The 13,728-nt window shown below is 69.6% G+C and carries 12 protein-coding genes; 8 read left to right on the top strand and 4 right to left on the bottom strand.

Going from position 1 to position 13,728, the window contains the following annotated elements:
- Nucleotides 1-72: 72 nt before the first annotated feature.
- Both IV112_RS08980 and IV112_RS08975 read left to right on the top strand, forming a co-directional pair.
- The gene (locus tag IV112_RS08980; RefSeq protein WP_304003044.1) at nt 73-1,254 is read left to right on the top strand and encodes a glycosyltransferase family 4 protein; all 1,182 of its coding nucleotides are present in this window, start codon (nt 73-75) and stop codon (nt 1,252-1,254) included.
- Nucleotides 1,202-1,777 (top strand): phosphatase PAP2 family protein, encoded by a 576-nt coding sequence (locus IV112_RS08975; protein ID WP_304003043.1) that lies wholly within the window; start codon nt 1,202-1,204, stop codon nt 1,775-1,777. The genes IV112_RS08980 and IV112_RS08975 overlap by 53 nt, the downstream gene beginning before the upstream one ends.
- On the opposite strand, the gene IV112_RS08970 is transcribed toward IV112_RS08975, so the two are convergent.
- Genes IV112_RS08970 through IV112_RS08955 form a run of 4 tightly spaced genes read right to left on the bottom strand, consistent with a single transcriptional unit; the run spans nt 1,778 to nt 5,843 of the window.
- Entirely contained in the window at nt 1,778-2,632 is an 855-nt protein-coding gene (locus tag IV112_RS08970; RefSeq protein ID WP_304003042.1) for a polysaccharide deacetylase family protein, read from the bottom strand.
- Nucleotides 2,625-3,767, bottom strand: coding sequence for a glycosyltransferase (locus IV112_RS08965; RefSeq protein ID WP_304003041.1), 1,143 nt, complete (start codon nt 3,765-3,767; stop codon nt 2,625-2,627). The genes IV112_RS08970 and IV112_RS08965 overlap by 8 nt, the downstream gene beginning before the upstream one ends.
- 17 nt (nt 3,768-3,784) lie before the next feature.
- Nucleotides 3,785-4,363, bottom strand: a complete 579-nt coding sequence (locus tag IV112_RS08960; RefSeq protein WP_304003040.1) for a hypothetical protein — start codon at nt 4,361-4,363, stop codon at nt 3,785-3,787.
- 40 nt (nt 4,364-4,403) lie between these two features.
- Entirely contained in the window at nt 4,404-5,843 is a 1,440-nt protein-coding gene (locus IV112_RS08955) for an RNA polymerase factor sigma-54 (protein WP_304003039.1), read from the bottom strand.
- 450 nt (nt 5,844-6,293) lie between these two features.
- Here IV112_RS08955 and IV112_RS08950 point away from each other — a divergent pair, with 450 nt between their 5' ends.
- The 6 genes from IV112_RS08950 to IV112_RS08925 are packed head-to-tail and all read left to right on the top strand — an operon-like array spanning nt 6,294 to nt 13,714.
- Nucleotides 6,294-6,965 (top strand): DUF4142 domain-containing protein, encoded by a 672-nt coding sequence (locus IV112_RS08950; protein WP_304003038.1) that lies wholly within the window; start codon nt 6,294-6,296, stop codon nt 6,963-6,965.
- On the top strand, nt 6,966-8,093 hold the full coding sequence (locus IV112_RS08945) for a mechanosensitive ion channel family protein (RefSeq protein WP_304003037.1): 1,128 nt from the start codon (nt 6,966-6,968) through the stop codon (nt 8,091-8,093). It abuts the gene before it with no gap.
- Nucleotides 8,090-9,178, top strand: coding sequence for a zinc-binding metallopeptidase family protein (locus IV112_RS08940; protein ID WP_304003036.1), 1,089 nt, complete (start codon nt 8,090-8,092; stop codon nt 9,176-9,178). Before IV112_RS08945 ends, IV112_RS08940 begins: the two co-directional genes overlap by 4 nt.
- A complete protein-coding gene (gene glgX, locus IV112_RS08935) occupies nt 9,175-11,373 on the top strand; it encodes a glycogen debranching protein GlgX (protein ID WP_304003035.1) in 2,199 nt (732 codons plus the stop codon). The genes IV112_RS08940 and glgX overlap by 4 nt, the downstream gene beginning before the upstream one ends.
- Nucleotides 11,370-12,503 (top strand): DNA topoisomerase IB, encoded by a 1,134-nt coding sequence (locus IV112_RS08930; protein WP_304003033.1) that lies wholly within the window; start codon nt 11,370-11,372, stop codon nt 12,501-12,503. The genes glgX and IV112_RS08930 overlap by 4 nt, the downstream gene beginning before the upstream one ends.
- Nucleotides 12,500-13,714: a glucose-1-phosphate adenylyltransferase gene (locus tag IV112_RS08925; RefSeq protein WP_304003032.1), complete on the top strand. Its 1,215-nt coding sequence runs from the start codon at nt 12,500-12,502 to the stop codon at nt 13,712-13,714. Before IV112_RS08930 ends, IV112_RS08925 begins: the two co-directional genes overlap by 4 nt.
- Nucleotides 13,715-13,728: the final 14 nt, after the last annotated feature.

Here is a 13,728-nt window from a genome sequence, read left to right as displayed (position 1 = left end):
CTGAGGGGGCTGCGCCCCGGGAACGCCGATTGCACGCGCTGAACGTTCGCCTAACCTGTGCGGGGCTCCGCGATGAAGAAGAACCTGGAGATCGTGATCGTCACCGATACCTATCCGCCGGAGGTCAATGGCGTCGCGCTGTCGATCACCCGCGTCGTGCGGCATCTGCGCAGTGCACGCCACCGGGTTCGCCTGGTCCGCCCGCGGCAGCAGGACGAAGCCGCCAACGAGGGCGACCTGCTGGTGCGCGGCCTGCCGCTGCCGCGCTATCCCGGGCTGCGCTTCGGACTGCCGGCCTGGCGCCGGCTGTTGCGGGCGTGGCGGGAGGACAGGCCGGACGTCGTGCACATCGTGACCGAAGGGCCGCTCGGCTGGTCGGCCCTGCTGGCCGCCCGCCAGCTCGGCGTGCCGGTCACCAGCGATTACCGCACGCATTTCGACACCTACAGCAACCATTACGGCCTGGGCATGCTGTCGGCTCCGGTGCGGGCGGCGCTGCGCGCCTTCCACAATCGCACCGATCTGACCTTCGTGCCGACCGCCGCGCTTGAAATGCAGATGAAGCGGCAGGGCTACCGCCGCCTGGTCCGCGTGGGGCGGGGCGTCGATACCCGGCTGTTCAACCCGCAGATGCGCAGCCTGGAGCTGCGCACCGGCTGGGGGGCGAAGCCGCACGATCCGGTCTTTCTGTACGTCGGCCGGCTGGCCCCGGAAAAGAATCTCGAACTGGTGCGCGCCGCCTTCGACGCCATCCGTGCTGAGCAGCCGGACGCACGCCTCGTGTGGGTCGGCGACGGGCCGGCGCGGCGGCGCCTGGACGACGGTCGGCCCGGTGAAATTTTTACCGGTGTGCTGCACGGAAGTGAACTCGCGGCGCACTACGCGTCGGCCGACATCTTCCTATTCCCCAGCGTCAGCGAAACCTTCGGCAACGTGCTGCTGGAGGCGATGGCCAGCGGTCTGGCCATCGTCGCTTTCGATCTGGCCGCCGCGCGCGAGCACATGACGGACGGCGTGGACGCCTGTCTCCTCGTGCCCGCCTGCGAGGGCGACGAACTGCGCGCCGCCGCGGCCTTCATCCACGCCGCCCGCCGGCTGGCCCGGCAACCGGATCGCCGCCGTCATCTCGGCCGCGCTGCGCGCGAAACGGCGGAGGGCCTGACCTGGCCGGTGGTGCTCAACCGTTTCGAGGCGCACTTGCATGCCTGCGCCGCGCAACCGAAAGCCGCGCTCGGTGTCGCGGCCGCCCATTGAGCGGCCGCACCCGGTCGCGGCCTTCGATGCCAGCTGTGTGCAACGGCTCAACCGGCTGCTCGACCACCGACCCTGCCTGATCGCCGCGCGGGCGATCAGCCGGCTCGGCGATGGCGAGGCCTGGCTGCTGCTGATCGCACTGCTCGCAGTGATGCCGGGCGGCGCCGGAATGCGCTGCGCGCTGCACCTGCTTGCCGTCGGTGCGGCGGGTCTGCTGATCTACGGCCTGCTCAAGCGGCGCACGGCGCGTCGCCGGCCCTGCGTGTCGCTGCACGGTCTGCATCTGTGCATGCCGCCGCTCGACGAGTTCAGTTTCCCGTCCGGGCATACGCTGCACGCCACGTCATTCGCGCTGGTCGCGCTGCACCACCTGCCGGCGCTCGGGCTCGGGCTGCTCGCATTCGCTGTGCTGACAGCACTGGTGCGCGTCATGCTCGGGCTGCATTACCCGAGCGACGTCGTGGCGGGTGCGGTGATCGGCGCCGCAGTGGCTGTCGTGTCGCGGTGGCTGCTGCCCGGCTGATCAACGCCGTCGGGTTGCCGTCCTGCCTTCTGCTGTCCGCAGCGCGGGTGCCGAGCGCGGGCGCGCCGCCTGCAGCGGTCCGAGCAGCTGTTCGAGCGTGCGGGCGTAATCCTTCAGCGTCATCGCGAGCCGGCTGCGAATCAGCGTCTCGAGCAGACGCTGTGCCTGACCGAGCACGGCCGGATACTGCGCGTCTGCCGGATGCAGCGCGAGCTGTACCGGGTCGGCCGCCGGCAGCCGGCGCTGGCCCTGCCAGACCAGCGACGCAGTCCGGCGCAGTGCACTGCGCGTGCTGTAGGTGATCACCGGCATGCGGATGGCAAGGTCGGGCTGCAACAGGTGGAAGTGCGTCGCGGTGGTCGTATAGCGGAAAGGCGTCACGCGGAGCGCACGCCAGGCGCCGGGTCCGAGCAGCCAGGCCGGCGCGACGAATCCTTCCACCGGCCAGTTGCGCTGCTCGAACCACTGCCGGCCCGCCATCAGGCGGGCGTGCGCGGGCGCCGCGCTCAGCGTGGCGAACTCGCCTTCGTCGGCGGTGAGCACCCGCCGGCGCCACCAGTCCAGCGGATTGCGCGGCGGCGGACCTTCGTCGAGATGCACGTGGCCGTGCAGCACCAGTTCGTGCCCGCCCGCGCGGCAGGACTCGATGGCGTCGCGATAGGCAGGCGGCGTGTCGTCGCCCTGGCCGTGGTAGTCGGGCACCAGCAGCAGGCTCACGTGCAGCGGAGCGACCTCGGCGACGGCCTCGAGCAGTCGCTCGCATTGCGGCCAGGTCGACGGCGCGACGTCGTGGATGGAGACGCAAAGTACCGGCGGCGACAGGTCGGGCAGCATGATGGCTGATCGGCTAGGCATGGTGATCGGCTCCGCGGCAGGCGGTGTAGTAGGTGCGGCCGAGCGTAGGCAGCACGTAGCACCAGTCGTGGCGCTCGGCGCGCAGGCGCGCCGCCTTGCCCAGCGCCACGCGATCGCGCGCGAGCACCGCCCGCACGCCCTCGGCCATCGCTGCGGCGAAGCGCTCGGTTCCGCGCTGCGGACTGCCGGCATCGGTGCGTGCGCCCACCGCGTCGTCGACCAGTTCCGCCTGTCCGCCGGTGCCGGCGACCACCGCCGGCACGCCGCAGGCCATCGCCTCCAGCGTCGCCAGACCGAAGGTCTCCTGGTCGCCGGCGTGGACGAAAACGTCGCAGGCCGCAACCAGCGCGGCGAGCTTGCGCGGGTCCGACTGAAAGGGCAGCGCGCGCACCGCCCGATGGTGTGGCGGCATGCCGTCGCCGATCAGCAGCAGCACGTGACCGTCGCCGAGCAGATCGAGCATGCGGTAGAGCACCGGCAGGTTCTTTTCCGGACCGAAGCGGCCGAAATAGACGAGCAGGCGGTCATCCTCGGCCAGGCCCAGCGCACGGCGCAGGCCCTGGTGAGCGCGGCAGGGGTGGAAGGCGCGGCTGTCCACACCCAGCGGCTGGTGCTGCACATGCTGCACGCCCATGCCGCCGAGCCGCTCGGTCATGCAGCGGCTCGGTGCGAGCACCAGATCGAAGCGCGCGTACAGCCGGCGCACATAGGCTTCGGCAGCACGTTCGACCCCGGCGCCGGCCAGCCGCCCGAGCATGCGCGGCAGGTCGGAATGACAGAAGCCGATCACCGGTACCCCCAGCGCCTGCCCGGCGTCGACGGCCGCCCACGCGAAGTGGTAAGGGTCGGCGGCCTCGATCAGGTGCGGTCGCAACGCTTTCAGTGCACCGAAGGCGGCGCGCGTATTCAGCGGCACGCGGTAGCCGCGCGAGAACGGCAGCGGCAGGCTGGGCACCTCGATCAGCCCGTCCGCCTGCCGCGCCGCCGGCCCTTGCGCGTAGCGCGGCAGCACGAGCGTGTGGCGGAACTGCTGCTGCGTCCGCAGCCAGCGCCGCTTCTCGCCCAGATAGCGACGCACGCCGCCGCTGTGACTGGCGTACAGCATGGTGAGGTCACAGACGTGCAGCGGAGTCATTCCGGCGCACGCGCTGCTCACGTCTGGCCCGGCTGCACGTGCTCGATCGGCTCCCGCGGGTCGAAGTCCACCCACTCGCCGTCGGCCCAGCGGCCTTCGGTGCGGTGCACCTCGCGTGCGCCCCCTTCGTGCAGCAGCGCGATCGCTTCGTCCGCCGCGCCAGGCCGGTCCACATTGAGCGCAATCATCGGTCCGCCCTGCGGTTCGGCCGGATGTTCAACCGAGGCTTCTTCCGGGTCCGGCGCCTGCATGCCGCGCAGCGCGCCGACCAGTGCGCCGAGGTAGGCACCGACGCCGGCGCCTGCCAGCGCGCCGACCGGGCCGCCTACGCTGCCGATGGCAAAACCGGTGGCGCTGCCTGCCGCGACGCCGGCGCCGCCGCCGACCAGGGCGCCGACGGCGGCGGTGCGGCCGGCACCGGAAGCGCCCTCGTCGCTGACGGCGTCGCCGCCCAGCCAGTAGAGCCCGCGCTGACCGGGCGGGTTCAGGAAGTAGGTGGCGTAGTCGTCGGCGCCGAAGCCGCGCGCCGGCAGCGTATCGACGACGGCCTGCAGCTGTTCCACCGAGTTGAAGTGTGCAGCGATGATCTGTGTCATGGGTGTCTCTCCTGTGGCTGAGGTTGGACGGCGGCGCCGCTCAGGCGGCCCGCGGATGCTCGGCCGCGTGGGCGGCGCGCCGCAGTTCCACGCTCGGAATGCGCATCAGTGCGCGGTACTTGGTCACCGTACGCCGTGCAAGCTGCAGGCCCTGGCCGGACAGCAGATGGGCGAGGCGGGCGTCCGACAGCGGCGCGGCCGGGTCTTCGGCGGCGATCAGTTCCCTGATCAGCGCGCGGATGGCGGTCGGCGAATAGGCGCCGCCGTCGTCCGCCGACAGCTGGCGCGAGAAGAAATGCTTGAACTCGAACAGGCCCTGCGGCGTCGCCATGTACTTGCCATTGGTGACGCGGCAGACGGTGGACTCGTGCAGACCCAGTTCCACCGCGATGTCCTTCAGCGCCAGCGGCTTCATCGCCGCGTCGCCGTAGCTGAAGAACACCCGCTGATGCTCGACGATGGCCGAAGCGACCCGCTGTATCGTCGAGAAGCGCTGTTCGACGTTGCGCATCAGCCAGCGCGCTTCCTGCAGCAGGCGCGAGAACGAGCGCTCGCCCGGCTCGCGTCCGCCGGCCAGTTCGGCGTAGGCGCGGTTGATGCGCAGTCGCGGCTGTACCGCCGGGTTCAGCGTCGCCTGCCAGCGACCGCGACGGCAGGTGACGATGACGTCCGGCACGATGTAGCGGGTTTCGTCCGGACCGAAGCTGCGGCCGGGCCGCGGATCCAGCGTGCGGATGAGCATGCGGGCGCCGTGCAGCCGGCTTTCGTTCCAGTCCAGCTGCTGCTGGATGCGCGTGAATTCGCGCGCCGCCAGCAGATCGAAGTGGTCGCGCACGAGCAGCAGCGCGTCGGCGCGCCCCTGGGCTTCCTCGGATAGCGCGTTCAGTTGCAGCAGCAGGCATTCGCGCAGTGATCGTGCGCCGATGCCCACCGGTTCGAGCTGCTGCACCAGGCGCAGTGCGGCCAGCAGTTCCTGCGGCGCGACCTCGTGCTCGGGCGCGATCAGCGCCGCCAGTTCGTCCAGCGGCGTTTCGAGATACCCGGCATCGGTCAGCTCGTCGATGATCAGATCGGCGAGCGCGCGGTCGCGATCGCTCATCGACGACAGCTGCAGCTGCGCCCGCAGATGATCGCGCAGCCCGGTCGGCGCTTCCGCCCATTCCGTCCAGTCGGTTTCGTCGTCGTCGCGCGAACCGGCCGTGGTGCTGCCGTACGCGGCGTCGAACTGGACCGCCGGTTCCTCGGCGTCGTCGCGCCGGTCGGCGGCAGGCGCGTTGTCCGGCCCGTCGTCCGGCGTGGCGGAGGCGTTCGGTACGGCGCCGGTCACGGTCGGTGCTGCGGTGTCCTCTTCGAGAAAGGGGTTGCTGCCAAGAGCCTGTTCGACTTCCTGCGTGAATTCCAGCGATGACAGCTGCAGCAGGCGAAGCGCCTGCTGCAGCTGCGGCGTGATGGCGATGTGCTGCCGGAGTCTGAGTTCCATGCCGAGGCTCATTCGGTGTCCTTTCGGTTTCGGGTGTCGTTGTGCTCGGTGGCGGGCCGTTGGATCAGGACACCTACCTGCAAGAGATATGCCATCGACAGAATTACGGCTGCATGGGCGATCCGCGTCGGACGGCGTGGGCGAGGCCGGAAGTATTTACATCCGGACAGTAAGAATTGCGTGCGTTTTGCATGCCGGGCGAGGCCGATGTGGCGTCCCGACGCCTTCGCAGCGCACCCCGCGGGCGGCGGCCGCGATGCGCGCTTCCGCGCTGCAGAAAGGTCCGTACCACGGTGGCGATCGCTGTTCCGGCATCGGTTTGGGGGCCCCCGGGCAAGGCGGGCACGGAAACTGCAGATAGGGGGGCCGGCAGCCGTCACGCGCTACGCCGCCGCATCCATTCCCGTGGTCGGCCCGGGCCGCGCCGCCACCGTTCCGAAGGAGGTACCGATGAACACCCCTGCATCCACAACGAATGTCCGCACGACGACATTGATTGCCGCGATCGCACTCGCCGGCGTACTGACTGCGTGCGAACGCACGCCCGAGCCGCCGGCGTCGGCGCCGGCCGACACATCGCGCGCTGAGGGCAACGCTCCGCCGACCGGCCTCGGCCCGGGCAGCGACGCGTCGCCGCCGCCGTCGAGTGCGGCGCAGACCGCTGCGCCAAGTCCGGAGGACAACAGCTTCGTCACGGCGGCGGCGGCTGGCGGGCGTGCCGAGGCGGAAGCCGGACGGCTGATGGCGGGGCGGGCCGCCGATCCGCAGGTGCGCGCCTTCGCCGAGATGCTGGACAAGGAACACACGGCGGCCAATACCGAGCTCGAACGCATCGCCGGTGCCCATGGCATCCCGCTGCCGCAGGGCATGGCGCCGGCCTCGCGCGAGCACATCGAGGAACTGAAGACGCTGACCGGCGCCGAGGCCGACGCCGCCTTCCTGCGCCATTTCGGCACTGCCGCGCACGAGGACACGATCGCCCTGTTCGAACGCCAGGCGAAGTCGGGACAGGTTCCCGAACTGCGCAGCTTCGCCGCCGACACGGCGCCCAAGCTGCGCGAGCACCTGCGCCTGGCACGCCAGCTCGAAGAGCGGCTGGCGACCGATGGAGGTACCCGCTGAGTGGACGTCGCAAGCGACTTCCTGCTGGGTCACCCGTGGCTCGGCCTGCTTGTTCAGTGCGGGCTGGCGGTGCTGATCGGCCTCGCGCTGCATGCGGTGATCGACCGCATCGCGCGCCGGCTGGCCGCGCGCTATGACATCGCCGAACGCATTGTCGTGCGCACGCGCGGTCCGGCGCAACTGCTGCTGCCGCTGCTGTTCGTCCACCTGTCGCTGGCCGACGCGACCATTCCGGTCGGGCTGCTGACCGGCCTGCGTCATCTGCTGTCGATCGCCATCGTGCTGGTGGTCACCCTGTTCGCGGTGCGCTTCATCAGTGCGATTGCCGACGTGATTGAAAGCCGGCATCCGGTGACCGACGCCGACAATCTTCACGCACGCAGTGTGCAGACCCAGGTGCGGGTGCTCGCCCGCACGGCAATGTTCATCGTCGGCCTGCTCGGCGTCGGCTCGGTGCTGATGACCTTTCCGAACGTGCGGCAGATCGGCGCAAGCCTGCTGGCGTCGGCCGGTCTGGCCGGCATCATCGCCGGCCTGGCCGCCCGGCCGGTGCTCGGCAACCTGATTGCCGGGCTGCAGATCGCGCTCACCCAGCCCATCCGTGTCGATGACGTCGTGATCGTCGAGAACGAGTGGGGGCGCATCGAGGAAATCACCGCCACCTATGTCGTGGTGCGCATCTGGGACCAGCGGCGCCTGGTGGTGCCGCTCGAACATTTCATCCTGAACCCCTTCCAGAACTGGACGCGCACCACCTCCGATCTGCTCGGCGCGGTCTATCTGTGGGTCGATTACCGCGTACCGGTCGAACCGCTGCGCGAACGGCTGCGCGAGATCCTCGATGCCTCGACCGAATGGGATCGGCGGGTCTGCGCGCTGCAGGTGACGGACATGACCGATCGCGCGATGCAGCTGCGCTGCCTCATGAGCACGCAGAACGCCGGCGCAGCGTGGGATCTGCGCTGCAAGGTGCGCGAGCAGATGGTGGCCTATCTGCAGAAGGTGTCGCCCGAATGGCTGCCGCAGATCCGCACGCGCCTGCTCGACGGCGCGCGCAACGACGACGATGCGTCGGCCGGTCCGTCGCGGCCGCGCATGGACGCTTACTCGGAGGCACCGGCGCCATGAGGACCTTTCTGTGCGGCCGATGCAGCAGTCCGGTGTTCTTCGAGAACACCGCCTGCGTGCGCTGCGGCGTGATGCTGGGCTTCGTGCCCGGGGAGCTGGACATGGCCGCCTTCGAGGCGGGTGCCGACGGACGCTGGGTGCGCCAGGGCGGCGGGGCGGGGGAGGGCAGCCGCTGGAAGCCCTGCCGCAACTACAGTGAGCGCCAGCGCTGCAACTGGATGATTCCGGCCGACGAAGACGCCGATTTCTGCCTCAGCTGCCGGCACAGCGAAGCCACCGAGGCGACCGCCGACCCGGCCTGCGACGAACTGGTGCGTCGGCTGGAGGCGGCCAAGCGTCGGCTGTTCCACTCGCTGCTGCGTCTGGGGCTGCCGGTGCTCGATCAGCCGGGGCGGCGCGAGCCGCTGTTCCGCTTCCTGTCGCGCAAGCACATCGGCGGCGCGGTGACCACCGGCTATGCCGACGGCGTCATCACGGTGGACGTGATGGAAGCCAACGACGCCTGCCGTGAAGCGCGCCGGATCGGGCTGGGCGAGCCCTACCGCACGCTGCTCGGTCATTTCCGCCACGAGATCGGGCACTACTACTGGGACCGCATCCTGTCGGGCGGACCGCGCCTGAACGACTTCCGCGCGCTGTTCGGCGACGAGCGCCGTGACTATGCCGAGGCGCTGCGCGATCACTACGACGAAGGGCCGGCGCCGGACTGGAGCGAGCGCTACATCAGCGCCTACGCGTCGGTTCACCCTTGGGAGGACTGGGCCGAATCGTTCGCCCATTACCTGCACGTGTCGGACGCGCTCGACACCGCGGCGCACTGGGGTTTCTCGCTGCGACCGGGCGTGGTAACCGGCGGCGGCAGCGTGGAGGCGGCCGCGTGCAGCGACGAGCGGCCCTTCCGCGACGTGCTGGTCGAGCACTGGCTGCCGCTGTCGCAGTTCCTGAACAGCATGGGGCGCAGCCTCGGACACGGCGACGCCTACCCCTTCATCGCTGCGTCGCCGGTGCTCGACAAGCTGTGTTTCGTGCATGACTTCGTCTGCGCGGCGGTGCCGCAGCCGGACGCGGTGCGGAGGTGCGCATGAGCCGCGCCGACCTTGTCCGCTTTCCGCTGCTCGAGGCCGGGCAGCCCTATCCGCTGGGTGCGACGGTGACCGAAGAGGGCATCAACTTCGCCGTTTTCTCGGCGCACGCGACGCGCGTCGACCTGTGCATCTTCGATGAGGCGGGCCGCATCGAGGTGGCCCGGCGCGAACTGCCCGAGTTCACCGACGAGGTGTGGCACGGCTTCCTGCCCGGCGCGAAGGCGGGCCTCGTCTATGGCTACCGCGTCCATGGACCGTGGCAGCCCGAGGAAGGACACCGCTTCAATCCGCACAAGCTCCTGCTCGATCCGTATGCGCGCGAGTGGGTCGGCCAGCTGCGCTGGTCGCCGGTGCTGTTCGCCGGCGACGCGGCGCCGAGCGGCGCGCTGCTCGGCGTGGACAAGCGCGACAGCGCGTCCTACATGCCGAAGGCGCGCGTGGTGGCCGACCTGCCGCCGCTGTCGCAGCCGCGACCCGCCGTTCCGTGGGACCGCAGCGTCATCTACGAATGCCACGTGCGCGGCTTGACGCGCCAGCATCCGCAGGTGCCCGGCCGCCTGCGCGGCACCTTCGCCGGGCTGGCGCACGACGCGGTGATCGCGCATCTGGTGTCGCTCGGCGTGACGGCGGTCGAACTGCTGCCGGTGCATGCCTTCGTCGACGACGCGCAGCTGACCGACCGCGGCCTGCGCAACTACTGGGGCTACAACACGCTCGGCTTCTTCGCGCTGGAACAGCGCTACCTCGGTGCCGGCGGCATCGGCGAGTTCCGCGCGATGGCGGAGCGGCTGCACGAGGCGGGCATCGAACTGATTCTCGACGTCGTCTACAACCACACGGCCGAGGGCAACGAAATGGGCCCGACACTGAGTTTCAAGGGGCTGGACAACGCCTGCTGGTATCGCCTGAATCCGGAGAACCGGCGCCACTACATCAACGATACCGGTACCGGCAACACGCTCAATCTGAGCCATCCGCGCGTGCTGCAGATGGTGATGGACAGCCTGCGCTACTGGGTCGTGCAGATGGGCGTCGACGGCTTCCGCTTCGATCTGGCGACCATACTCGGGCGCGAGGCCAGCGGCTTCGACCAGGGCTGCGGCTTCTTCGACGCGATGGCGCAGGACCCGGTGCTGCAGCACATCAAGCTGATCGCGGAACCGTGGGACTGTGGTCCCGGCGGCTACCAGCCGGGCAACTTTCCGCCGCGCTGGGCGGAGTGGAACGACGCCTTCCGTGACACGGTTCGCTCGTTCTGGCGCGGCGACGAGATGCAGGCGGCCGCGCTCGCCACGCGGCTGACCGGCTCGGCCGATCGCTTCGACCAGCGCGGGCGGCGTCCGTGGGCCAGCGTCAACTTCGTCACCGCGCACGACGGCTTCACGCTTCACGACCTGGTGTCGTACAACCACAAGCGCAACGACGCCAACGGCGAGGACAACCGCGACGGCCACGATGACAACCGGTCGTGGAACTGCGGCGCCGAAGGACCGACCGACGACAGCCGCGTGCTGACGCTGCGCGAGCGGCAGAAGCGCAACATGCTGGCTACGCTGCTGCTGTCGCAGGGTACGCCGATGCTGCTTGCCGGCGACGAGTTCGGGCGCAGCCAGCAGGGCAACAACAACGCCTACTGTCAGGACAACGAACTGAGCTGGCTCAACTGGACCGGGCTGGACGATCCGGCGGGCGAGCAGCTCAGCGCCTTCGTGTGCCGCCTGCTGAAGCTGCGCGCCGCGCTGCCGGCGCTGCGCATGGCGCGCTTTGCCACCGGCGGCGATCCGGAGAGCACCTTCCGCGACGTCGTCTGGCTTCGCTCGGACGGTGAGGAAATGCAGGCCGGCGACTGGAACGACGCGCAGATGCGCTGCTTCGGCATGCGCGTCGACGGCCGTGCGCTGCGTCTGCACGAACCCGATCCGGCGACCGAAACGCTGATCGAGCTGGTGGTCAATGCCTCGCCCGAGGTCGTCGGCTGGACGCTGGACGACGGCGACAGCGAATACCCGTGGCGGCGCCTCATCGACACGTCGAGCGGATACGTCGCCGCGGTCGAGCGTAACAACGGTCGCGTGCCCATCGCCGGGCGCTCGCTGCAGCTGTTCGCCACCGGCCTGACCGCCGGCGGCGAGGAAATGCTCGCTGCGCTGCAACGCGCGCTCGACGGGGTCGATGCCTCGGAGGCGGTGTCATGAACGCCGTCATCCGCACCGCAACGCTGCAGAACCGCTACCTGCGCCGGCTGCGCAGGGGCGACGGCTTCGTCTACGTGACGACGGCCGGACGCCCCTATGTCGACCGCGAAGGTCTGGCGCGCATCGCCGCGCTGGCGATTCCGCCCGCCTATACCGACGTCTATGTCAGTCCGGACCCGGACGCGGAACTGCAGGCCTTCGGGCGCGACGCGCGCGGGCGGCTGCAGTACCGCTATCACCCCGACTTCGTCCATCGCAATGCGCTGCGCAAGTGGCGCCGCCTGTCGCGCTTCGCTGACGCCCTGCCGCAGATGCTGGCGACAGCCGGCGCCGACCTGCGGCGCAGCGGCCTGCCGCAGCGCAAGGTGCTGGCGCTGATGACGCGGCTGCTGCACTCGGTGTACTTCAGGGTCGGCGACGAGAGCTATACGCGGGCGCACCGCAGCTATGGCCTGACCACGCTGTGCAAGCGCCACGTCGCCATCGAGGGCACGCAGGCGGTGTTCCGCTACCGCGGCAAGCACGGTGTGCACCAGGAACAGGTGGTACGCGACCGCGGCGCCGTTGCGGTGCTCGGCCGCCTGCTCGAACTGCCGGGCAAGGCGCTGTTCCAGTACGAGGAAGGTGGCCTGCGCCGACCTGTGCGGGCGGCGGAACTGAACGCCTACATCCACGAAACGATAGGGCCCTTCTCCAGCAAGGACTTCCGCACCTGGGGCGGCACGCTCAAGGCCGCCGAGTTCCTGACGCGCCAGGGGCCGCTGGAGGACGCCCAGTCGGCACCGCGCGTGCTGCTGCGCTGCGTGCGCTCCGTCGCCGCCAGCCTGGGCAACACGGCGCCGGTCACCCGGGCGAGCTACATCTGCCCCGTCATCTTCGATCTTTATCTGTCCGGCATCGTGCTCGAGGACTACGCGTCCGACGAGCCCGAAGACGGGTTGTCGCGCAGCGAAGCAGCGCTGCGCCGGATGCTGGCCAGCACGCCGGCCCGCCGTGCGGTGCGTTCGTCGCCGCCCGGCGACCGGCGCGTGCAGTCCGGCGAGGCACGCCATCTGGCGCGTGTTCCGCCGAAAAGTGCGCAATCCGATCGCCCGGTCGCGGATGCGGACTCACGTGGAGGTGAATCATGATTTCCGGGAAATCCATTCTTGCATTCGTGATGGCGGGCGGCGAAGGCGGCCGTCTCCATCCATTGACCGCCGAGCGCTCCAAGCCCTCGGTCCCCTTCAACGGACGGCACCGCATCGTCGATTTCGTGCTGTCCAACCTGGTCAATTCGGGCATCAACTCGATCTATCTGCTGGTGCAGTACAAGTCGCAGTCGCTGATCGAGCACATCCGGCGAACGTGGGTCATGAGTCCGCTGTTCCCGAACCAGTTCATCACCGTCGTGCCACCGCAGATGCTGCACGGGCCGGAGTGGTTCCAGGGCACGGCCGATTCGGTCTACCAGAACCTGCACCTGCTCGATCGCGTGCGGCCCGATCTGGTGCTGGTGTTCGGGGCCGACCACATCTACCGGATGGACATCCGCCAGATGGCGCGCCATCACCTTGAAACCGGCGCCGATGCGACCGTCGCCGCCTTGCCGGTACCGGTCGAGAACTCGGCTTCCTTCGGCATCATCCGCACCGATTCCACTGGCCGCATCCGCGACTTCCAGGAAAAGCCGGCGACGGCCGAGTCGATGCCGGGGCGCAAGGGCTATGCCTTCGCGTCGATGGGCAACTACATCTTCAATACCGAGGCGCTGGTCGAGGCGCTGACGCGCGCCCATTCGAAGGGGGGTCACGACTTCGGCAAGAACCTGCTGCCGGCGATGGCGGAAACGCACCGGCTGATGGCCTACGACTTCTCGACCAATGTGGTGCCCGGACTGCGCGACTGCGAGGAGGTCGGCTACTGGCGCGACGTCGGCACCATCGACGCCTACTACGACGCGCACTTCGACACGCTGGGCGAGGACCCGCGCTTCTGCATGTTCAATTCGCGCTGGCCCATCTTCGCCGCGCCCGATCAGACGGAGGCGGCTCAGGTGCTCGACGGCCACTTGCGCACGGCGTCGATCGCCGCCGGTGTGCTGATCCGCCGTGCCGTCATCCAGCGCTCGATGCTGCGCCGGGACGTGGTGGTGGAGGAGGACGCCGAGGTGTCCGATTCCATCGTGATGGACCGCACCGTGATCGGACGCGGCGCGAAGATACGGCGCGCCATCATCGATCAGAACAACTTCGTGCCGCCCGGCATGCGCATCGGCTTCGACGAGGCGGAGGACCGCGCTCGCTTCCACGTCAGCGAACGCGGCATCGTCGTCGTCGGGAAAGGACAGCTGACGCCATGACGGAACTGCGCAGC

Origin of the sequence: Methyloversatilis discipulorum (genome assembly GCF_018780585.1) — a bacterium.
Lineage (GTDB): Bacteria > Pseudomonadota > Gammaproteobacteria > Burkholderiales > Rhodocyclaceae > Methyloversatilis > Methyloversatilis discipulorum_B.
The sequence above is the reverse complement of the archived record's forward strand: the minus strand, read 5'-3'. Positions and strand labels throughout refer to the sequence as shown.